This is a genomic window from Streptomyces sp. NPDC004435, from assembly GCF_042873895.1.
Classification (GTDB): Bacteria; Actinomycetota; Actinomycetes; order Streptomycetales; family Streptomycetaceae; genus Streptomyces.
Window position 1 is genome coordinate 233,279 of sequence record NZ_JBIAMB010000002.1, and the last position, 19,440, is coordinate 252,718.

Sequence of the window (19,440 nt, forward strand, 5' to 3'; positions counted from 1 at the left end):
GCCTTTCACCACCATGAGCGTTGTCACCAACACGACCACCATCGGCGCGATCGAGGCGCCGAGCCGCCGCAACACCGAGCTTGCGCTGCTCGCGTTCGCCGTCGTCATCCCGGTGTTCGCGTACCTCAACGTCGGGCTCGCGCTGGACGGCGAGGTCCCCTCCGGCATGCTCGGGTACGGTCTGGGCCTGGCTCTCCTCGCGACCGTCGCCCACCTCGTCGTACGCAAGTGGGCGCCGTACGCGGACCCGCTGCTGCTCCCGCTGGCGACCCTGCTCAACGGCATGGGCCTGGTGCTGATCTGGCGCTTGGACCAGTCGCCGAGGCTGATCGACCTGGCGAAGCGCCAGTACGGGGCGTTCAGCGCCGCCGCGCCGAACCAGATGATGTACTCGGCGATCGGCATCGCCATGTTCGTGGGCGTGCTGCTGATCCTCAAGGACCACCGGGTCCTCCAGCGCTACACGTACATCTCCATGGTCGCCGCGCTCGTACTGCTGCTGCTTCCGCTCGTCCCCGGTCTCGGCGCCGACGTCTTCGGCGCCAAGATCTGGATCCGCGTGGGCGGCTTCTCGATCCAGCCCGGTGAGTTCGCCAAGCTCGTCCTCGCCGTGTTCTTCTCCGGCTACCTGATGGTGAAGCGGGACGCTCTGGCCCTGGCCAGCCGCCGCTTCATGGGGCTCTACCTGCCCCGCGGCCGTGACCTCGGCCCGATCCTCACGATCTGGGCGGTCAGCCTCCTGATCCTGGTCTTCGAGAACGACCTCGGTACCTCGCTGCTGTTCTTCGGCATGTTCGTGATCATGCTCTACGTGGCGACCGAGCGGACCAGCTGGATCGTCATGGGTCTCCTGATGGCCGTCGCGGGCGCGGTGGCCGTCAGCTCCACGGCCAGCCACGTGCAGTCCCGCGTGGCGGCCTGGCTCGACCCCTTCGAGTGCCTCAAGACGGCGCCCGAGGGGTCCAACATGGCGTACGCGTGTGACCAGATGACCCAGGTGCTGATGTCCTTCGGCTCCGGAGGCATCCTCGGCACCGGCCTGGGGCAGGGCAACTCCGACCTGATCGCGTTCGCCGCCAACTCCGACTTCATCTTCGCCACGGTCGGCGAGGAACTCGGGCTGGCCGGCGTCATGGTCTTCCTGCTGATCTACGGTCTGATCATCGAGCGCGGCATCCGCACCGCCCTCGCCGCCCGCGACCCGTTCGGCAAGCTGCTCGCGATGGGCCTGTCCGGCGCCTTCGCGCTCCAGGTCTTCGTCGTGGCAGGCGGCGTGATGGGCCTCATCCCGCTCACCGGTATGACGATGCCGTTCCTCGCGTACGGCGGTTCGTCCGTGATCGCCAACTGGGCCCTGATCGGCATCCTGATCCGGATCAGCGACACCGCGCGCCGTCCGGCGCCCGCCCCCGCTCCGAACCCCGACGCCGAGATGACCCAGGTGGTCCGTCCGTGAACAAGCCGCTGCGGCGGGTCGCGATCTTCTGCGGCCTGCTCGTCCTCGCCCTGCTCCTGCGCGACAACTGGCTCCAGTTCGTCCGCGCCGACGAGCTGAACGCGCACCCGAAGAACCGCCGCGTCCAGATCGAGCGCTACTCCAACGAGCGCGGGAACATCATCGTCGACGGCAAGCCGATCACCGGCTCCGTCGACTCCGGCGACGAGTACTTCAAGTTCAAGCGCACGTACGTGGACGGCCCCATGTGGGCGCCCGTCACCGGCTTCGCCTCGCAGGCGTACGACGCCAACCAGATCGAGAAGATCGAGGACGGCATCCTCACCGGCAACGACGACCGGCTCTTCTTCGACCGCACCCTGTCCATGTTCACCGGGGAGCAGAAGAAGGGCGGTGACGTCGTCACCACCCTCAACGGCGCCGCCCAGAAGGCCGCCTTCGAGGGCCTCGGCGACAACACCGGCGCTGTCGTCGCGATCGAGCCGTCGACCGGCAAGATCCTGGCGCTCGCGTCCACCCCCTCGTACGACCCCTCCTCCTTCGCCGGCTACTCGAAGAAGGACGAGAAGGCGTGGGTCGCACTGGAGGAGAACAAGAACAAGCCCAAGCAGAACCGCGCGATCCGCGAGATCTACCCCCCCGGATCCGTCTTCAAGGTCGTGACCGCCGCCGCCGCGCTGGAGGCCGGCAAGGTCACCGACATCGACGCGGCGACGGACACCCCCGAGGGCTGGAAGATCCCGCTCTCCACGCTCCCGATGAAGAACCACTCGGGCGGCTGCGCCAACGCCAGCCTCAACGAGGCGCTGCGGGTCTCCTGCAACTCCGTCTTCGCCAAGCTCGGTGACGATGTCGGCGTCGAGAAGATGAACGAGATGGCGGAGAAGTTCGGCTTCAACGCCGAGCAGTTCACCCCGGTCCGTTCCGCCGCCTCCGTCTACGACAAGAACGCCGACCGCGGCGGCAACGCGCTCTCCTCCATCGGCCAGTTCAACACCGCGACCACCCCGCTCCAGATGGCGATGGTCACGGCGGCGATCGCCAACGACGGCAAGCTGATGAAGCCGTACATGATCGACCAGCTGCGGGCGCCGAACCTCGACGTCATCAAGCAGAACGAGCCCGAGGAGATGAGCCAGCCCGTCTCCGCGGAGAACGCGCAGAAGCTCCAGGCGATGATGGAGAACGTCGTCGCCAAGGGCACCGGCGGCAGGGCCGACCTGAACATGGACGGCGTGAAGGTCGGCGGCAAGACGGGTACCGCGCAGCACGGCGAGAAGAACGCCAAGCGCCCCTACGCCTGGTTCATCTCGTACGCCAAGACCGACCAGGGTTCCCCGGTCGCCGTCGCCGTGATCGTCGAGGACGCCGAGGGCGTCGGCCGTGAGGACATCAGTGGTGGCGGCCTCGCCGCACCGATCGCGAAGGCGGTCATGAAGGCGGTTCTGAAGAGTCGCGGCTGATCTTGCAAAGGGCCGGTGCCAGCCAGGTACCGGTCAGGTATCAGCTGCCCCGCGCGGGCGGTACCGCCTCTCGGGGCCGGTAGCGTATGCGCGAACAGCACACACCGCCGGACCACCCATGGGTGCGGTCGGGACAGACGGAGAGGGCTGGATTAGCTATGGAAGAGCCGCGTCGCCTCGGCGGCCGGTACGAGCTGGGCTCGGTGCTCGGCCGCGGTGGCATGGCCGAGGTGTACCTCGCCCAGGACACCCGGCTCGGCCGCACCGTCGCCGTGAAGACGCTGCGGGCCGACCTGGCCCGTGACCCGTCCTTCCAGGCCCGGTTCCGCCGTGAGGCACAGTCCGCCGCCTCCCTGAACCATCCCGCGATCGTCGCCGTCTACGACACCGGCGAGGACTACGTCGACGGCGTCTCCATCCCGTACATCGTGATGGAGTACGTGGACGGCTCGACCCTCCGTGAGCTGCTGCACTCCGGCCGCAAGCTGCTGCCCGAGCGCACCCTGGAGATGACCGTCGGCATCCTCCAGGCGCTGGAGTACTCGCACCGCGCCGGCATCGTGCACCGCGACATCAAGCCCGCGAACGTGATGCTGACCCGCACCGGCCAGGTCAAGGTCATGGACTTCGGCATCGCGCGCGCCATGGGCGACGCGGGCATGACCATGACGCAGACCGCGGCGGTCATCGGCACCGCCCAGTACCTCTCCCCGGAGCAGGCCAAGGGCGAGCAGGTCGACGCCCGTTCCGACCTGTACTCCACGGGCTGCCTGCTCTACGAACTGCTCACCGTCCGGCCCCCGTTCATCGGCGACTCCCCCGTGGCCGTCGCCTACCAGCACGTCCGGGAAGAGCCGCAGGCGCCGAGCAACTTCGACGCCGAGATCACGCCGGAGATGGACGCCATCGTCCTCAAGGCGCTGGTCAAGGACCCCGACTACCGCTACCAGTCCGCCGACGAGATGCGCGCGGACATCGAGGCGTGCCTCGACGGACAGCCGGTCGCGGCCGCCGCCGCGATGGGCATGGCGGGCGCCCAGGCGTACAACGGCTACGGCTACCCGCCGGACGACCAGCCGACCACCGCGCTGCGCCAGAGCGACCCGATCGGCCAGACCTCGATGATGCCGCCGGTCCCGCCGGACGGCGGAGGCTACGGCGGGTACGACGGTTACGACGACCGTCCGGACCGTCGCCGCGGCGCCCCGAAGAAGTCGAACGCCTCGACGATCCTGCTGGCGCTCTGCGGCGTCCTGGTGCTGGTCGGCGCGATCTTCATCGCCCGGTACCTCATGGACACCAGCGACACCCCGCAGCAGACGGTGGTGCCGCAGCTCGTCGGCCAGAAGATGGACGAGGCGCGGAAGTCCGTCACCAACGCCCAGGTGCAGGTGCAGGAGGCGGGCACCGAGCGCTGCGAGCAGCCCACCGGCGCCATCTGCCGCCAGAACCCCGTCGCCGACAACATCGCCAAGATGGAGGTCGGCGCCACCATCCAGGTGTGGATCTCCGAGGGCGCGCCGCTCGTGGAGGTTCCGGACGTCCAGGAGCAGTCGCTCCAGCGGGCCAAGGAGACCCTGGAGGGCAAGGGCTTCAAGGTCAAGGTCGACGAGGAGGAGTCCGACGAGGACCCCGGCACCGTCCTGCGGCAGAACCCGCAGAACGGCACCAAGGCCGAGAAGAACTCCGAGGTGACGCTGACCGTCGCCAAGCAGAAGCTGACGCAGCTTCCGTCGGTGACGGGCCGTGACATCAACCTGGCGCTCCAGCAGCTGAGCGGCCTCCAGTTCACCAACGTGAAGCAGGAGGAGGTCGACAGCGACCAGCCCAAGGGCACGGTCCTGGAGCAGAGCCCGGGTGGCCCGAGCAACCAGCCGCTGGACGTCGAGATCACCCTGAAGGTCTCCAAGGGCCCCGCGACGCCGCAGATCACCGTCCCCGCGGACGCTGTCGGCAAGACGCTCAAGGAAGTCCGGGACTACCTCCAGAGCCAGGGCGTGACCGTGGTCGTGGCCGGTTTCGACAAGGACAACGCCCGCATCGCCCAGTCGGTGCCGGCCGCGGGTTCGCCGGTGAAGGCCGGCGACACGGTCACCCTGCTCACCCCCGTGGACCCTGACGCCGCTACCGGTGGCGACAACGCCGGCAACGGCGGCCAGCAGCCGGGCGGCGGGGACAACAACGGCGGCGACAACAACGGGAACAACGGCGACGCCAACAACATCGGCGGCTGGTTCGACTAGCCCTCGGTTGTTTCGACCAGCCCTCGGTGCGATCGCCCGGCGGTCGCCCGGATCGTGCAAGGGGAGAGCCCCGGAGCCTGTGAAGGCTCCGGGGCTCTCCCCTTGTGCTGTTCCTCCGGACGGTCAGCGGAGCTCGGCCGGCGGGGTGCGGTCGGCGTCGACCTTCTCGGTGCGGGCCAGTTCGCCCCAGACGATGTAGCGGTAGTCGGAGGTGTACATCGGCGTGCAGGTCGTGAGGGTGATGTACCGGCCGGGCTCGCTCTTGCCGGACTCCTCGGGGACCTGCTGGAGGACGTCGACGTTGAACTTCGTGGTCTCCGGGAGGGTCTTGTAGACCTTGTAGACGTACCAGGTGTCCTTGGACTCAAAGACGATCGGGTCGCCGTCCTTCAACTTGTGGATGTTGTGGAACTTGGCGCCGTGCCCGTCCCGGTGGGCGGCGAGCGTGAAGTTGCCCTCCTTGTCCTGCGGGAGGGCCGACTTCACGGGGTCGGTGTAGTAGCCGGCGACGCCGTTGTTGAGGATGGAGCTCTCGGTGCCCCGCTTCACGAGGATCTCGTCACCGCCGAAGGCGGGCACGTGAAGGAAGCCGAGCCCGCCCTTGGTGTCGAGGGCGCCGGGGCCCGTGTCGGCCCACTCGCCGCGGACCTGCGCGCCTTCCTTGTCGGCGGCGCGGTCGGCGAGGACGTTCGTCCACCACAGGGAGTAGGCGACGAAGAGTCCGAGCACGAGGCCGGCTGTGATGAGGAGTTCGCCGAAAACGCTGATGAGCCCGGCGATCCGGTTGCGCGCACGTGACACTGGGTCGGCCCTCGTCCCTTCTGGAGGTGTTGGCCCTCAGCCTACGAGTGCCTCCGGCTTTCCCTTGCTGCGCGGGCGCTCCTCGACGAGCTTTCCCCAGACGATCATGCGGTAGGTGCTGGTGAACTCGGGCGTGCAGGTGGTCAGGGTGATGTAGCGGCCGGGCGCGGTGAAGCCGGAGCCCTTGGGGATCGGGTCGATGACGGCGATGTTCGACGGCGGGGTCTGGGGCAGGATGCTCGCCATCTCGTAGGTGTAGTAGGCGTCCTGGGTCTCGACCACGATGGGGTCGCCGGGCTTGAGGCGGTTGATGTAGCGGAACGGCTCGCCGTGGGTGTTGCGGTGGCCGGCGACGGCGAAGTTGCCCTGCTTGTCGGAGGGCATGGCCGACTTGAGCTTGCCGGAGCCGTAGTGGCCCGCCATGCCCTTGTCGAGGACCTTGGCCTTGTCGATGCCCTCGGCGACGGGCACGACGACGTCCAGCTTGGGGATGTACATGATGGCGAAGCCCTCGCCGGGGGCGAAGACGTCGGGCTTGGTCTCGCCCTTGGCCCAGGTGTCCGTGATCCGTTCCTTGGCCTGGTCGACCTCCTGGCCGGCCAGCACGTTGGTCCACCACAGCTGGTAGGCCACGAACAGGAGCATCACGACGCCGAGGGTGATGAACAGCTCGCCGACGACGACACCGAGGCTGTCCTTGGCCGCCTTCGCCTCACGCGCGGCACGCCGGGCCTCGACCCGCGACAACGGACGCCCGGCGGCGGGCGCGGCGGTGGCGGCGGTGCCTTCCGGTGCCGGATCGGCGCCTCTGCGGCTCTTCCCACGGCCCTGCTTGGCGGCGGCCCGGCGCCGTTCGGCCCGTCCGGGCCCGGGAAGGGGCTCCACGGGCCGCGGAGCCGCCTCGGCGACCTCGGGCAGCTGCTGGGTCTCCCCGGCCCCGTAGGGCTCACCTATGGGCTCGTACGCGGCCTCGTACGACGACGGCGGCGGCGAGGGCCGCTCGGACCGACGCTGCGCCCGCGGCTGCGGCTGGTGGTGCTGCGGCTGCTGGGGCTGGGGTTGCGGCTGGTGCTGCGGCTGCGGCTGCGGCTGCTGGTACGGATACGGGTACGGCCCCTGCTGCTCGTAGCCGTACGTCTGCGGCTGCTGCGGCTGCTCGTACCCGGTCTCGTATCCGGGCTCGTACGGGGCCCGCTGCTCGTACGGGGCCGGCTGCTCGTACGGACCGGTGCCGTGGCCCTCGGGTATCGGCTCTGCGCCGGGCTCCCCCGAGTCCCGGAACCACGGCGAGCCCGTGGTCACGCGACGGCCTTGCCCACCACCGGCGCGAGTCCCGTCGACCGGTCCACCGCGCCCTCGTCCCCGCACTGCACCAGCCAGTTGGCGAGCATCAGGTGGCCGTGCTCGGTGAGCACCGACTCGGGGTGGAACTGGACGCCCTCGACGGGCAGGTCGCGGTGGCGGAGGCCCATGATGATGCCGTCCTCGGTCCGCGCGGTCACTTCGAGCTCGGCCGGCAGGACGGCGGGCTCGGCGGCGAGCGAGTGGTAGCGCGTCGCCGTGAACGGCGAGGGGAGGCCGGCGAAGACGCCCTTGCCCTCGTGGACGACGGGCGAGGTCTTGCCGTGCAGCAGCTCGGGCGCGCGGTCGACGACGCCGCCGTAGGCCACGGCCATCGACTGCATGCCGAGGCAGACGCCGAAGACGGGCACCCCGGTGGCGGCGCAGTGCCGCACCATGTCGATGCAGACGCCGGCCTGCTCGGGGGCTCCGGGACCCGGCGACAGCAGCACGCCGTCGAAACCGTCCTGGGCGTGGCTCAGCTCCACCTCGTCGTTGCGGAGCACCTCGCACTCGGCGCCGAGCTGGTAGAGGTACTGCACGAGGTTGAAGACGAAGCTGTCGTAGTTGTCGACGACGAGAATTCGCGCGCTCACTGGCCGTCCACCGTCACATCGTTGAACGGAAGCAGAGGCTCCGCCCAGGGGAACACGTACTGGAAGAGGACGTAGACGGTCCCGAGGACCAGTGCGAGGGAGATCAGCGCCCGCACGAACGCGTTCCCCGGCAGATGCCGCCAGATCCAGCCGTACATGACTTCGCCGCCCCTTCCGTTCGTTACGGCCACCAGAGTACGGGGCGCGGGCGCCGCCGTGGGGAAGCTGTCCGAAGCCTGTGGACGACCGCCCGCCGACGGCCGCCTGTGGACGACCGGCCCCGGACGGGCCTACGCGGCGGGCTTCGCGTGGTGGAGGTCGACCGCGCCGGTGTACCCGGGCAGGGTCACGCCCTTGTGGTCGTCGACCTTCCAGCCGAGCCCGTACGCCTTCACGTACAGCTGGTAGTTCTGGAGCGCCGGGGAGTCGGCGAGCGCCTTGTCGAGCCTGCCCCGGTCGCCGACCGCGGTGATCTTGTACGGGGGTGAGTAGACGCGGCCCTGGAGGATGAGGGTGTTGCCGACGCAGCGGACCGCGCTGGTGGAGATGAGCCGCTGGTCCATGACCCGGATGCCTTCGGCGCCGCCCTCCCAGAGGGCGTTGACGACGGCCTGGAGGTCCTGCTGGTGGATGACCAGGTCGTTGGCCTGCGGTTCGGGGTAGCCGGGGGCGGCCTGGGCGCCGGGCGGGGCGTCGTTGAGGGTGACGGTGAGGCCCTGGCCGGAGATCTCGGTGGTGCCGGCGGCGGTCTCCAGCTCCTTCAGGCGGCGGTCCTCGGCGGCCGTCGAGCCGTCGTCGCGGGCGGCGAGGGAGTCGACCTCGCCGCGCAGGGCGGCGGTGGACTCGTCGAGGCCGGCGTTCTTGTGGCTGCGTTCCTCGATGAGGTCGGAGAGCCTCAGGAGGGAGGCGTCCGTGCGGATGTTGGTGCCCTTGGCGGTGTTGAAGCTGGTCACGAAGAGCAGTCCGGCGAGGGCGAAGACGGCAAGGGTGAGCAGCCGGACGGGGCGCCACCCACTGGTGCGGCCCGGTCCGGCGAGGGGGTCGCGCGGAGTGCCGGCGGAATTGCTCAACGTACCCTGATCCCCTTCTGCGCCGCGGAACCACTACGCTAACGGACGCCCGGGGGACGCAGTCGACCTGCTACGTCACATCCCGGCGACAGCCACAGTTCCCTGCGCGGTCACGCAGCGCATCGACAGGAGAGTCCCTCGTGCCGAAGTCACGGATCCGCAAGAAGGCCGATTTCACGCCGCCGCCGGCGAAGCAGGCCACCAACATCAAGCTGACGAACCGCAGCTGGGTCGCCCCGGTGATGCTGGCCCTGTTCGCCATCGGTCTGGTGTGGATCGTGGTCTTCTACGTCACCGACGGTTCGCTTCCGATCGAGTCCATCCGGAACTGGAACATCGTGGTCGGCTTCGGCTTCATCGCCGCCGGGTTCGGTGTCTCCACGCAGTGGAAGTGAGCTGATCAGCGGTGCGCTTAGCGGGTCCGCCCAGCCACCGTCAAGCTCACCCCAGAGTTTATCCACAGCGTTGTGCACAGCACTGGATAACTTACGAAGATCTGTGGATAACTCGCACCGGGTTGACGCCGGTATGACCGCGAGAAGCGCCCCGGAACAGATCGAAGCCCCCTACCTCTCTGGAGAAATCCCAGGTCAGAGGTAGGGGGCTCCGTCACACCCACGGGCATGGGGAGAACTCGCCACACACTGTGGATAACTCTGGGGAAAGCTCGATTCCCCAGCTCGTCCACAGCCTGCCGCGCTCAGGTGAGCGCGAGCGTCCGTGCGGTCGCGATGCCCACGTCGATCAGCAGCAGTACTCCACAGGCGCCGTACTGGATGAGGTCCCGGCGGGCCCGGGGCGCCCGCACGAGCACGAACGTCACGAGGGCGCCGGCCACGAGTCCACCCACGTGCGCCTCCCAGGAGATCCCCGGACGGGTGAACGTCATCAACAACGAGAAGGCCACGAAGAGGGCCACCGGCCGCATGTCGTGACGGCGCCGGCGGGCCAGCACCACCCACGCGCCGATGAGGCCGTAGACGACCCCCGAGGCACCCAGCGAGGGCTGGTTCGGGGCGGCGACCACATAGGCCAGGACGGAGCCGGACAGCCCCGACAGCAGGCACAGCAGTACGTACCGGGCCCGGCCCAGCTCGGGCTCGACGATCCCGCCGATCACCCAGAGGCCGAGCAGGTTGAAGAGGATGTGCCACGGCTCCTGGTGCAGGACCGTGGAGGTGATCAGCCGGTACCACTCGCCGTCGGCGACCCCGACGACCTCGCCGAGCAGCGGGTTGTACGCGTACCCGATCAGCACGAACTCGTCGACGAACCGGTCGCCGAGGGCCAGTACCAGGACGTAGACCAGCACGTTGATCCCGATGAGGACCTTGGTGACCAGCCGGTCGTCCTTCCTGACGCGGCCGCCGGCGAGCGTCCGCGGCTGGTTGGCGTCGGCCGCGTGGCCGGTGCCGGAGCCGCTGCGGACGCAGTCCGGGCACTGGAAGCCGACCGACGCGGAGATCATGCACGCCGGGCAGATGGGCTTCTCGCAGCGGGCACAGCTGATGCCCGTCTCGGTGTCCGGATGGCGGTAGCAGGGCCGCAGTCCGGGCTGGGTGTCCATGGGTGGGGTCCCGTCCTTCCCGGTCAGCGCTGCTCGATCACCACGGACTCGACCACGACGTCCGTCAGCGGCCGCTGGGTCTGCGCGTCGGTGGCGACCGCCGCGACGGCGTCCACGACGGCCCGGCTCTTCGCGTCCACGACCTCGCCGAAGATCGTGTGCTTGCGGTTCAGCCAGGTCGCGGGGCCGACCGTGATGAAGAACTGGGAGCCGTTGGTGCCCGGCCCGGCGTTGGCCATGGCCAGCAGGTACGGCCGGTCGAACCACAGCTCCGGGTGGAACTCGTCCGCGAACTCGTAACCGGGGCCGCCGGTGCCCGTGCCCAGCGGGTCGCCGCCCTGGATCATGAAGTTCCCGATGACCCGGTGGAAGACCGTGCCGTCGTAGAGGGGGTCCTTGGAGACCTGACCGGTGGCCGGATGGGTCCACTCGCGCTCGCCCGAGGCGAGCTCGACGAAGTTCCGCACCGTCTTGGGCGCGTGGAACGGCAGCAGGCGCACCTCGATGTCGCCCGCGCTGGTCTTGAGGATCGCGTACGGCATGGCCACGGTCCGCCATCCCTCCCTGGTCGTGCGTCACGCCGCGGAGCGGATCGCCTCACGTTCCCGCGGCTCTGGCCAGTCGATCCTCGCATGCCCGCGACGGCCCGCCCGCATGCTCGCGCGGCTCGTCCGCGCGGTCGGCACGCCCTGTCCGTCCCGCCCTCGTGCGCCGTCCGTCCCGCCCTCGTGCCCCGGATGCCCGCCCCGCATGCCGGACCTCGCTCCGGCAGGCATGATGCCGAAAAGGATGGAAAGGTGAAAAACCGATACCGCTCGCCACCGAGGAGGAGGAACCCGTGACTCGCATGGACAGCGTGCGCGCCGCTACGGATTCGGCGAAGGAGAGCGTCCTGCACGCCGCGGACGTGGTGGCGCCGTACGCCGGCACGGCCAAGGACCAGGCCGCGCACTATGCGCACGAGGCGCGGGTGCGGATCGCACCCAAGGTGTCGAGCGCCGCTCGACAGGCACGCGCGCAGGCCCGTGAGCAGTACGCCGCGTATGTGGCGCCGCACGTGCCGCCGCGGGTCGACGACGCCGCGCATCGCGCTGCGGCTCGGACCCGCTCGGTCGCCCACCAGGTGGCCGACTACACCGTTCCGCGCGTCGAGAGCGCGGTCGCCGCGACCGGTCCCGTGGTGGAGGAGGCCGGGTCGCGTTCTGTTGCCGCCTGGGCCGCGCTGCGCGGTCAGGTGACGCCGGACGACGTCCGGAAGATCGTGAGGAAGCAGGAGCGCCGGGCCAGGGCCGGGCGTCTCGTCAAGGGTCTCGCCGTCGTGGGCTTGCTGGTCGGCGGCGCGATCGCCGCGTGGAAGTGGTGGGACAGGCAGGCCAACCCCGACTGGCTGGTCGAACCGCCGGCTCCCACGGATGTGGACGAGGGTTCGGGCATGCCGTCCGCGTCGGAGGTCTACACGGGCGCGGAGGCCGAGGCCGGTACGAGCGTGGTCACGGAATCCGGCGACGTGGAGATCGGGACCGGGACCGTGGCCGGGATCGAGGCGGAGACGGAGACCGAGTCCACGGAGCCCGACGAGCGCCGCTGAACTGGGGCTGTTCCGTTCGATCCGATGGTTCGGAACTGTTTCGCGTGATCCATGGGATCTGGATCTGACTGAGGCGTCGGGTCCGTCTGGTCCGTCTGGTCCATCTGGTCCGTCTGGTCCATCGGGGCCGTCTGGTCCGTCTGGTCCGGGTCCATCGGGTCCGTCCGTTCCGTTCGTCGGCCGCTGCGGGCCGGGCGGGCCGGGGTGCCGGGAGGAAGGTGTCGTGCTCCCCGCACCCTAGGCCGCCGTCGCGAGCGCCAGGTCCGTCAGCGCGGCCGGGTCGCTCGCGAGCGGCGTGGCGGCCCGCAGCTGGCGGACGGCGGGCGAGGAGCCGTGCGCCTCGGCGCCGATCCGCTGCTTGATGGTGGGCGGCAGCGAGCCCTGCCGGACCGGTGCCCACGGTTCCGCCTGCCTCGTCGCCGCGGCCGTCGTGGTGCGCGGTGCGGCGGCCGGGGCGGCGGGGGCGGCCGGCTCCTCGGGCTGGGTCACCGGGGCCTGTCCCTGCGCGGCGGCGGGGGCCGCCAGGCCGACGGAGGCGAGCAGGGCGAAGAGGACGGAGATGAAGGCGGTCCAGAACTGCTTGACCTTGGCGGTGGCCATGGCCCCTCACTTTCGCGTGTAGGCGTTCTCGGATGGTTCATTTCAGGTTGCGCGCTTTACATACCTTCCTCATGATCTGTACGGGCGGCCGTTTCCGGCGGAGCGACGCCGCCGCCGCGCAGTTCTTCGGATGAACACCACCCGTCCGGACCAGTCCCGCCTCTTCGGGCCCCTCCGCAGTGATCCCCGTCACATCCATGTCACAGGCGACGACCCCTCGGTGTCTTGATGCCGAACAGGTCGAACCCCTGCAGACGGAGGAGAAATCATGGGCGGGAACACCGAAGTGGTCGTGATCGGCGGCGGGTACGCCGGTGTCATGGCGGCCAACCGACTCACCCGGCGCGACGACGTGACCGTGACGGTGATCAACCCCCGTCCGTCCTTCGTCCCCCGGCTCCGCCTCCACCAGCTGGTCGGCGGCAGCCACCCCGCGCTCGTCCGGTACGAGGAGGTCCTGGCGGAGCGCGTCCGGCTGACCGTCGACTCCGTGGCCCGGATCGACTCCCACGCGCGCGTGGTGACCCTGGAGTCGGGCGCCACGGTCGGCTACGACCACCTGATCTACGCGGTCGGCAGCACCGCCGCCCGGCCCGCCGTCCCCGGCGTCGCCGAGCACGCCCACCACGTCGCCGAACTGGAGTCGGCCGAGCGCCTGCGGAGCGCCGTCACGGCACTGCCCGCCGGCGTCCCGGTCACCGTCGTCGGCGCGGGCCCGACCGGCATCGAGACCGCCGCCGAACTCGCCGAGGGTGGCCGCCCGGTGACCCTCGTCTGCGGCGGGGTCCTCGGCCCGTACCTGCACCCCAGGGCGCGCCGCGCGGCCGCCCGCCGGTTCGCCGCCCTCGGGGTCACCGTGCTCGACGGGCCCGGTACGAAGGTCACCGAGGTCACGGCGGAGTCGGTCCGGCTCGCCGACGGGCGGACGGTGACCGGCGGGCTCGCCGTCTGGACGGCCGGCTTCGGCGTCCCCGACCTCGCCGCGCGCAGCGGGCTGACCACCGACGCGGCCGGGCGCCTCCTCGCCGACGAGACCCTCACCAGCGTCGACGACGAGCGGATCGTCGCGGCCGGCGACTGCGCGTCCCCCTCGGACCTGCCGTTCCGGATGAGCGCCTACGTCGCCGGCTGCCTCGGTGCGCACGCCGCTGACACCGTGCTCGCCCGGATCGAGGGCCGCCGCCCCGAGCCCGTGGACCTGACGTTCAACGCGATGTGCCTCAGCTTCGGGCGCCGCACGGCGATCTTCCAGATCGCACACAAGGACGACCGCGCGATGGGAATCTACGTCGGGGGGCGGGCGGGGGCGAAGCTCAAGGAACTCGCCTGCACGCTCAGCGTCAAGCACCTGACCGCAGAGGCCCGCAAGCCCGGTGCGCACTCCTGGCCCAAGGACGGCGAGCACCGGCCGCGGCGGCTGCGGGAGCGTGCGGGCCGCCCGGCGGACGCCCCCGCGCACACGGCCTGACCGACGGCCCGGCACACCGACCAGGGGGAGAAGACCTCAGCATGACCAGCGCGCACGACACGGACCGGCCCGCGGATCCGATACCGCGGCAGCCCTCGGACCCGACACCGCAGCGGACCACCGCCCCGGCCTCGACCACGACAACAACCACAGCCACAGCCACAGCCACGACCACAGCCGAAACCACCACAGCCCCGCCCCCGGACCCCGCCACCGACACCTTCGTCGCCCACCGCGACCTGCTCTTCACCGTCGCCTACGAGATGCTCGGCTCGGCGGCCGACGCCGAGGACGTGCTCCAGGAGACCTGGCTCCGCTGGACCGGCGTCGACCTGGCGCAAGTCCGCGACCAGCGCGCGTACCTCGTGCGGATCACCACCCGGCAGGCGCTCAACCGGCTCCGCACCGTACGCCGCCGCCGGGAGGCGTACGTCGGCCAGTGGCTGCCCGAACCGCTGCTCACCACGCCGGACGTGGCCGAGGACGTGGAGCTCACCGAGTCCGTGTCGATGGCGATGATGCTGGTCCTGGAGACGCTCACCCCGACCGAGCGGGCCGTCTTCGTCCTCCGCGAGGTCTTCGAGGTGGAGTACGACGAGATCGCGGCGGCCGTCGACAAGACGCCGGCCGCCGTCCGTCAGATCGCGCACCGGGCCCGGAAGCACGTCGACGCCCGCCGCCCTCGCAAGACGGTCTCCGCGCGCGAGGCACGGGCCGCCGTGGACTCCTTCCGGCGGGCCCTGGAGACCCGCGACCCCCAGGACTTCCTCGACCTGCTCGCCCCCGACATCGTCCTCGTCAGCGACGGCGGCGGGATCAAGCGGGCCGCGCTCCGCCCGGTCGTCGGCGCCGACAAGGTCACCCGCTTCTACCTCGGCGGCACCCTCAGGGCCGACGTCACCGTCACCACCGAGCCCACCGTCGTCAACGGCGCCCCGGCGCTCGCGATCCACCTCGACGGCGAGCTGGACGGAGTCATGGCGGTGCGCGTCGAGAACGGCCTGATCAGCGGCCTGTACTACGTCCGCAACCCCGAGAAGCTCAGCCACGCCATGGCCGCGACCTCCCTCACCCTCCGCTGACAGCCACCCCGCACCGGAAAGGACCCGGAGATGCCCGGACGGACCACGAAGGCCGTACGACCCGGCACCCCGCACGACCGGACCGTCAGGACCGCGGTCGCCCTCCAGACCCTCGCCCTGTTCTTCCAGGCGGGCACCTCCGGCGCCCTGCTCGTCTCCCCGCTGGGCGCGCAGCTCCACGACGTGGGCTCGCGGGTGATGTACGGCGCCTCGATGCTGTACGTGGTGGCCGCGATCGTCGCCTGGCGGGCGGGCGGCGGCAGCCCGAGACCGGTCCTGTACGCCTCCGGACTCCTCGTCCTCGCGTCCGTCCAGGTGGCCCTCGGCATCGCCCACCTGCCCGCGTACCACGTGCCGTTGGGCATCGTGATGGTCGTGCTCAGCACGCTGGACCTGGCCCGCGCGCTGACATCGCCCTCCGCGGCCGAGAACGGCGGCGGGCGCGGAGGAACCGGCCGGGGCGGACCCGTCCGGGCCTGATCACGCGGGACCCGGACGGCGGGCTCAGGCACCGGCGTCGGACACCGCCGTCAGGCACCGGCGTCAGGGGCCGGCGTCAGGGGCCGGTGCGGCGGACCGGATCAGCCGGTCCGCCCCGACGAGGGGAAGAGCCGTCAGGACGGCGCCGACCACACCGATCCACAGGCAGGGCACGATGCCGACGCGCGACCCGAGCCAACCGGCCAGGACCGCCGCCACGGGCATGCTTCCCCACACCACGAAACGGATCGTGGCGGTCATCCGGGCCAGCATGTCCCTGGGGCAGACCCGCTGCCGCACGCTCACCTGCGCGATGTTGAAGGTCACCGCGCCCCAGGTCATGCCGAACTGGCCGAGGACGAGCAGGGCGACCGGGAGCACGAAACCGGACTCGTCCAGGGATCCGGCCAGGGATCCGGCCAGGGATCCGGCCAGGGGGAAGGCCGCCATGGAGGCACCCGCCAGGACGAGGCCGACCGCCATGACCTTCCCCGCCTCGTACCGGGCACGGACCTTGGGGAGGGTGAGCGAGGCCAGGAGGCCGCCGAGGGTGCCGACGCCGAGGACGACCCCCATGACCGTGGAGCCCAGCCCCAGCGTCCTCAGGATGAGCAGGGGTGTCAGCGTCATGGTGAGGGTGGCGAAGAAGTTCGACACCCCCATCGCGACGCACAGCCGCCGCAGGAGCGGGTTGCCCACGACGAACCGGATCCCGGCCAGGATCTCGCGCGCCAGCCGGGACTCCCCTCCCGCCTTCCTCTCGCGGGGCGGTTCGGAGTCCTCGACCGTCGCCAGGAGACCGGCGCACACCACGTAGGCCAGCGCGTCGACGGCGATCACCACGGGCGCGCTCACCGCCCTGAGGAGGAGTCCCGCCGCGGCAGGACCGCCGGCCGCGGAGATCTGCGCCGACGACTCCAGCCTCGCGTTCGCCCGCTCGATGTCCCTGTCGGGGACGATGAACGGCACGTACGACTGGTACGCGACGTCGAAGAAGACGGACGCGACACCGACGACCACCGCGACCGCGTACAGCCACCCGAGCGACAGCCGGTCGAAGGCCCACAGCACAGGGATCCCGGCCAGCACGACGGCCCGCACGACGGCCGCCCGGATCATCGTGGCCCGCTTCGGCCGGCGGTCGACCCACGCCCCGGCCGGCAGACCCACCAGCAGGTAGCACGCGGTGAGCGCGGCCGTCAGGTAGCCGACCTGCGCCGCCCCGGCGTCGAGGGTCTCGATCGCGACCACGGGCAGGGCCACCATCCCGAAGCGCTGGCCGAGCTGCGACGCGGTCTGCGCGGTCCAGAACCTCAGGAACCGACCGCCGCTCGCCTCCGGCACCTGCGGCGCCGGACCCTGAGCCCTCTGGCTCGGAGCCCCCTGCCCCGGAGCCTCCTCGGGGCCCCGCGTCCGCCCCGGACCGCGGCCTTCCTCACGCTTCGGCAAGACGTCCCCTCCCCGCCGACCCGCCACCAACCAGCCAAAACGCCCCCCTGAACCGCGTTTCCGCGGTTCAGGGGGGCGTCTATGAGTGGAGCCTAGGGGAGTCGAACCCCTGACATCTGCCATGCAAAGACAGCGCTCTACCAACTGAGCTAAGGCCCCGGAACAGAGGACAGCGTACCGGTTCTCCCCCCGTGCCGGGCAAAAGGTGGGACTCCCGGTGAACGACCACGCTCCGTAAGATGCTGACCGAGGTTCGCAGTGGCGAACCGCAGGGATGGGGAGAAGTGATGGACGCAGCGCAGCAGGAAGCCACGGCAAGAGCCAGAGAGCTTCAGCGCAGTTGGTACGGGGAGCCGCTGGGGGCGCTCTTCCGTCGGCTGATCGACGATCTCGGGCTCAACCAGGCCAGGCTGGCCGCGGTGCTCGGGCTCTCCGCGCCCATGCTCTCCCAACTCATGAGCGGCCAGCGCGCCAAGATCGGCAACCCGGCCGTGGTCCAGCGGGTCCAGGCCCTCCAGGAGCTGGCCGTCCAGGTCGCCGACGGCAGCGTCAGCGCCGCCGAGGCCACCGACCGCATGGACGAGATCAAGAAGTCGCAGGGCGGGTCGGTCCTGACCGCGGCCGGCGGCCCGACCACCAACGGATCCGGCGCCCCGACCGTGCGCCGCGTGGTCCGCGAGATCCAGTCGCTGCTGCGCTCCGTGTCCGCCGCGGGCGACATCATCGACGCCGCCGACTCCCTCGCCCCGCACCACCCGGAGCTGGCAGAGTTCCTCCGGGTGTACGGCGCCGGGCGCACCGCCGACGCGGTCGCCCACTACGAGTCGCACCAGAACTGACACGGCACGCAGGACCGAAGACGGACGACCGACGACGGACGGGGAGCGGCGCAGCGCGATGGGTGAGGTCTTCGCCGGCAGATACGAGCTGGTCGATCCGATCGGGCGGGGTGGGGCCGGCGCGGTCTGGCGCGCCTGGGACCACCGCCGGCGCCGCTATGTGGCGGCCAAGGTGCTCCAGCAGAGCGACGCCCACACGTTGCTCCGATTCGTCCGGGAACAGGCGCTGCGGATCGACCACCCGCACGTCCTCGCCCCGGCCAGCTGGGCCGCCGACGACGACCAGGTCCTCTTCACGATGGACCTGGTCGCCGGAGGGTCGCTCGCCCACGTCATCGGCGACTACGGGCCGCTGCCGCCCCGCTATGTCTGCACCCTCCTCGACCAGCTGCTCGCGGGTCTGGCGACGGTGCACGCCGAAGGGGTCGTCCACCGGGACATCAAGCCGGCCAACATCCTGATGGAGGCCACCGGTACGGGCCGTCCGCACCTGCGGCTCTCGGACTTCGGCATCTCGATGCGCAAGGGCGAGCCGCGGCTCACCGAGACCAACTACGTGGTGGGGACGCCCGGTTACTTCGCGCCCGAGCAACTCCTCGGCGCGGAGCCCGACTTCACGGCGGACCTGTACGCCGTCGGGCTGGTCGCGCTCTATCTGCTGCACGGCACCCGGCCGGACTCTCAGGCCCTCGTGGAGCACTTCGTCGCCCACGGCACCCCGCCGGCGCCCGCGACCGTCCCCGAGCCGCTGTGGCAGGTCCTGGCGGGGCTGCTCCAGCCCGATCCGCAGGCCCGCTTCCGTACGGCCACGGGCGTGCGGAAGGCGCTGAACGCCGCCGTGGAGATGCTGCCCGAGCCGGAGGACGGCGAGGCGCCGGTCGAGATCTTCGACCAGCTCGGTCCCCTGCCCGCCGGTTTCGGCCCCGAGGGCCCGGCCGCCCGCCCGGTCCAGGACGCCCCTCCGCGGGTGCAGGACTCCCCGCGCGCGGTCCAGGACACCCAGCAGCCGGTGCCGGCCGCCCCGACGTACCAGCCGGTGCCGGGGCCCTCGGAGACGGGCAGTTTCCATCTGCCCCCGCCGGTGGCTCATCCCGCACCCCCCTTCGACCCGGTCCCTCCGCCGACGCATCCACCGGCGGCGGCACCTCCACAGCCGCCGCATCCGCAGACGGCGCACCCCGCGGCGGCGCATCCGTACGCCCCCACTCATCCATACACCGCCCAGCCCGTTCAGGTTCCCGCTCCGCACGGCTCCACGGCGCCGGTGGCGCTCCCCGGACGCCGTCCGGGACCGCCCCCGAAGGTGGCGGTCCCGGTACTGCTGCTCGCGCTGGTGTCGCTCGCGGTCGGGTTCTGGGCGCTGACGCGGATCTGACCCCGCCCCGATCCGGAGGGGA

General features: G+C 70.9%; 19 protein-coding genes and 1 tRNA gene. 10 read left to right on the forward strand and 10 right to left on the reverse strand.

Annotated features, from left to right (window positions below):
• Positions 1-13: 13 nt before the first annotated feature.
• From ACFYT9_RS04270 to pknB, 3 genes are all read left to right on the forward strand, one after another.
• On the forward strand, positions 14-1,456 hold the full coding sequence (locus ACFYT9_RS04270) for an FtsW/RodA/SpoVE family cell cycle protein (protein WP_389160857.1): 1,443 nt from the start codon (positions 14-16) through the stop codon (positions 1,454-1,456).
• Positions 1,453-2,919, forward strand: coding sequence for a peptidoglycan D,D-transpeptidase FtsI family protein (locus tag ACFYT9_RS04275; protein WP_389160858.1), 1,467 nt, complete (start codon positions 1,453-1,455; stop codon positions 2,917-2,919). The genes ACFYT9_RS04270 and ACFYT9_RS04275 overlap by 4 nt, the downstream gene beginning before the upstream one ends.
• A 158-nt stretch (positions 2,920-3,077) precedes the next feature.
• Positions 3,078-5,162 (forward strand): Stk1 family PASTA domain-containing Ser/Thr kinase, encoded by a 2,085-nt coding sequence (gene pknB / locus ACFYT9_RS04280; RefSeq protein WP_387278262.1) that lies wholly within the window; start codon positions 3,078-3,080, stop codon positions 5,160-5,162.
• 123 nt (positions 5,163-5,285) lie between these two features.
• Here pknB and ACFYT9_RS04285 read toward each other — a convergent pair whose 3' ends face one another.
• From ACFYT9_RS04285 to ACFYT9_RS04305, 5 genes are all read right to left on the reverse strand, one after another.
• On the reverse strand, positions 5,286-5,963 hold the full coding sequence (locus ACFYT9_RS04285) for a class E sortase (protein WP_389160860.1): 678 nt from the start codon (positions 5,961-5,963) through the stop codon (positions 5,286-5,288).
• 36 nt (positions 5,964-5,999) lie between these two features.
• The gene (locus ACFYT9_RS04290) at positions 6,000-7,265 is read right to left on the reverse strand and encodes a class E sortase (RefSeq protein WP_389160861.1); all 1,266 of its coding nucleotides are present in this window, start codon (positions 7,263-7,265) and stop codon (positions 6,000-6,002) included.
• A complete protein-coding gene (locus tag ACFYT9_RS04295; protein WP_376601054.1) occupies positions 7,262-7,900 on the reverse strand; it encodes an aminodeoxychorismate/anthranilate synthase component II in 639 nt (212 codons plus the stop codon). Before ACFYT9_RS04295 ends, ACFYT9_RS04290 begins: the two co-directional genes overlap by 4 nt.
• Positions 7,897-8,058, reverse strand: coding sequence for a hypothetical protein (locus tag ACFYT9_RS04300; protein WP_043222767.1), 162 nt, complete (start codon positions 8,056-8,058; stop codon positions 7,897-7,899). Before ACFYT9_RS04300 ends, ACFYT9_RS04295 begins: the two co-directional genes overlap by 4 nt.
• A 132-nt stretch (positions 8,059-8,190) precedes the next feature.
• The gene (locus ACFYT9_RS04305) at positions 8,191-8,970 is read right to left on the reverse strand and encodes a DUF881 domain-containing protein (RefSeq protein ID WP_387277623.1); all 780 of its coding nucleotides are present in this window, start codon (positions 8,968-8,970) and stop codon (positions 8,191-8,193) included.
• A gap of 140 nt (positions 8,971-9,110) precedes the next feature.
• Here ACFYT9_RS04305 and crgA point away from each other — a divergent pair, with 140 nt between their 5' ends.
• Complete coding sequence (gene crgA / locus ACFYT9_RS04310; RefSeq protein WP_376601051.1) at positions 9,111-9,365, forward strand: cell division protein CrgA; 255 nt, start codon at positions 9,111-9,113, stop codon at positions 9,363-9,365.
• Between the two features lie 305 nt (positions 9,366-9,670).
• On the opposite strand, the gene ACFYT9_RS04315 is transcribed toward crgA, so the two are convergent.
• On the reverse strand, positions 9,671-10,537 hold the full coding sequence (locus ACFYT9_RS04315; RefSeq protein WP_387277621.1) for a rhomboid family intramembrane serine protease: 867 nt from the start codon (positions 10,535-10,537) through the stop codon (positions 9,671-9,673).
• Between the two features lie 23 nt (positions 10,538-10,560).
• A complete protein-coding gene (locus ACFYT9_RS04320; protein WP_376601056.1) occupies positions 10,561-11,079 on the reverse strand; it encodes a peptidylprolyl isomerase in 519 nt (172 codons plus the stop codon).
• Between the two features lie 296 nt (positions 11,080-11,375).
• Between ACFYT9_RS04320 and ACFYT9_RS04325 the strand changes: the two genes are divergently transcribed.
• Positions 11,376-12,125, forward strand: coding sequence for a DUF5324 family protein (locus tag ACFYT9_RS04325; RefSeq protein ID WP_389160864.1), 750 nt, complete (start codon positions 11,376-11,378; stop codon positions 12,123-12,125).
• Between the two features lie 237 nt (positions 12,126-12,362).
• Here the strand turns inward: ACFYT9_RS04325 and ACFYT9_RS04330 are convergent, their stop codons facing one another.
• Positions 12,363-12,725, reverse strand: coding sequence for a DUF6344 domain-containing protein (locus ACFYT9_RS04330; RefSeq protein WP_389160865.1), 363 nt, complete (start codon positions 12,723-12,725; stop codon positions 12,363-12,365).
• A gap of 268 nt (positions 12,726-12,993) precedes the next feature.
• On the opposite strand from ACFYT9_RS04330, the gene ACFYT9_RS04335 reads away from it, so the two are divergent.
• Genes ACFYT9_RS04335 through ACFYT9_RS04345 form a run of 3 tightly spaced genes read left to right on the forward strand, consistent with a single transcriptional unit; the run spans position 12,994 to position 15,755 of the window.
• The gene (locus tag ACFYT9_RS04335) at positions 12,994-14,193 is read left to right on the forward strand and encodes an NAD(P)/FAD-dependent oxidoreductase (protein WP_387277617.1); all 1,200 of its coding nucleotides are present in this window, start codon (positions 12,994-12,996) and stop codon (positions 14,191-14,193) included.
• Positions 14,194-14,234: 41 nt separating this feature from the next.
• Positions 14,235-15,275, forward strand: coding sequence for an RNA polymerase sigma-70 factor (locus ACFYT9_RS04340; RefSeq protein ID WP_389160868.1), 1,041 nt, complete (start codon positions 14,235-14,237; stop codon positions 15,273-15,275).
• A 30-nt stretch (positions 15,276-15,305) separates the two neighbouring features.
• Positions 15,306-15,755, forward strand: coding sequence for a hypothetical protein (locus tag ACFYT9_RS04345; RefSeq protein WP_389160870.1), 450 nt, complete (start codon positions 15,306-15,308; stop codon positions 15,753-15,755).
• 63 nt (positions 15,756-15,818) lie between these two features.
• On the opposite strand, the gene ACFYT9_RS04350 is transcribed toward ACFYT9_RS04345, so the two are convergent.
• Positions 15,819-17,099, reverse strand: a complete 1,281-nt coding sequence (locus tag ACFYT9_RS04350; protein WP_389160872.1) for an MFS transporter — start codon at positions 17,097-17,099, stop codon at positions 15,819-15,821.
• Between the two features lie 191 nt (positions 17,100-17,290).
• A tRNA-Ala gene (locus ACFYT9_RS04355) sits at positions 17,291-17,363 on the reverse strand.
• Positions 17,364-17,491: 128 nt separating this feature from the next.
• On the opposite strand from ACFYT9_RS04355, the gene ACFYT9_RS04360 reads away from it, so the two are divergent.
• On the forward strand, positions 17,492-18,043 hold the full coding sequence (locus ACFYT9_RS04360) for a helix-turn-helix domain-containing protein (RefSeq protein WP_376601036.1): 552 nt from the start codon (positions 17,492-17,494) through the stop codon (positions 18,041-18,043).
• Between the two features lie 58 nt (positions 18,044-18,101).
• A complete protein-coding gene (locus ACFYT9_RS04365) occupies positions 18,102-19,418 on the forward strand; it encodes a serine/threonine-protein kinase (protein ID WP_389160874.1) in 1,317 nt (438 codons plus the stop codon).
• Positions 19,419-19,440 lie beyond the last annotated feature (22 nt).

Bases quoted from the DNA above. Each gene is read 5' to 3' on its own strand.
- ACFYT9_RS04270 (WP_389160857.1), top strand. From the start codon at position 14: ATGAGCGTTGTCACCAACACGACCACCATCGGCGCGATCGAGGCGCCG.
- pknB (WP_387278262.1), top strand. From the start codon at position 3,078: ATGGAAGAGCCGCGTCGCCTCGGCGGCCGGTACGAGCTGGGCTCGGTG.
- ACFYT9_RS04300 (WP_043222767.1), bottom strand. From the start codon at position 8,058: ATGTACGGCTGGATCTGGCGGCATCTGCCGGGGAACGCGTTCGTGCGG.
- ACFYT9_RS04315 (WP_387277621.1), bottom strand. From the start codon at position 10,537: ATGGACACCCAGCCCGGACTGCGGCCCTGCTACCGCCATCCGGACACC.
- ACFYT9_RS04320 (WP_376601056.1), bottom strand. From the start codon at position 11,079: ATGCCGTACGCGATCCTCAAGACCAGCGCGGGCGACATCGAGGTGCGC.
- ACFYT9_RS04330 (WP_389160865.1), bottom strand. From the start codon at position 12,725: ATGGCCACCGCCAAGGTCAAGCAGTTCTGGACCGCCTTCATCTCCGTC.
- ACFYT9_RS04335 (WP_387277617.1), top strand. From the start codon at position 12,994: ATGGGCGGGAACACCGAAGTGGTCGTGATCGGCGGCGGGTACGCCGGT.
- ACFYT9_RS04340 (WP_389160868.1), top strand. From the start codon at position 14,235: ATGACCAGCGCGCACGACACGGACCGGCCCGCGGATCCGATACCGCGG.
- ACFYT9_RS04345 (WP_389160870.1), top strand. From the start codon at position 15,306: ATGCCCGGACGGACCACGAAGGCCGTACGACCCGGCACCCCGCACGAC.
- ACFYT9_RS04360 (WP_376601036.1), top strand. From the start codon at position 17,492: ATGGACGCAGCGCAGCAGGAAGCCACGGCAAGAGCCAGAGAGCTTCAG.
- ACFYT9_RS04365 (WP_389160874.1), top strand. From the start codon at position 18,102: ATGGGTGAGGTCTTCGCCGGCAGATACGAGCTGGTCGATCCGATCGGG.